We start from the raw sequence: 557 nt of genomic DNA, 5'->3' as shown, positions 1-557 counted from the left end.
GAGCTCCATGTTGGTCATGCCGTCGTAGCCAGCCGCGACCCAGCGGTAGATCGTCGAGGGCGACAGGTCCACGGGCCCGCCGTTGCGGGCGGACAGCTGCTCGGGCGAGAGCCCCCGGCCCAGGCCGTCGCGGATGAGGGCGAGCGCCTCGGCCGCGGCGGGCTCGTCGGCGTCTATCCCGCGCCTGGACGAGACGAGGACCGAGTCCGCGCACAGCTGCGCGGCGCGGGCATCGTAGAAGACGTGCGGGCGGCGCTTGCAGCCGGTCGCGCGGTACCGGCCGCAGCCGTTGCGGCATCGCGGCCACGCCGCCAGGCGCGGGCAGGCCGCCGACAGGTCGGCGGAGGCGTCCACGCGCTCGCCGCGCCTCTCCCTCGGCGCGGTCACGAACCTGTGCGACGCCACCTCGGAGCTCACCGTCGAGGGCGACCTGCCCAGCTCCCTCGCGATCTGCCTGCACGAGGCCCCGCACTCCAGCATCCTCTGGACCGTGTCCCGCTCGTGCCTGGTGAGCCTGCCGTAGGCCCTCGGGGCCGCCTTCCCGGCCCCCTTCTTCC

The 557-nt window shown here is 75.0% G+C and carries 1 pseudogene; it reads right to left on the bottom strand.

Annotated elements, in window-relative coordinates:
• Positions 1-504, bottom strand: a pseudogene (locus SFLMC1_RS09445) (helix-turn-helix domain-containing protein); the annotation flags it as partial.
• Positions 505-557: the final 53 nt, after the last annotated feature.

The organism is Collinsella aerofaciens, assembly GCF_901212495.1.
Taxonomy (GTDB): domain Bacteria; phylum Actinomycetota; class Coriobacteriia; order Coriobacteriales; family Coriobacteriaceae; genus Collinsella; species Collinsella aerofaciens_H.
The sequence above is the reverse complement of the archived record's forward strand: the minus strand, read 5'-3'. Positions and strand labels throughout refer to the sequence as shown.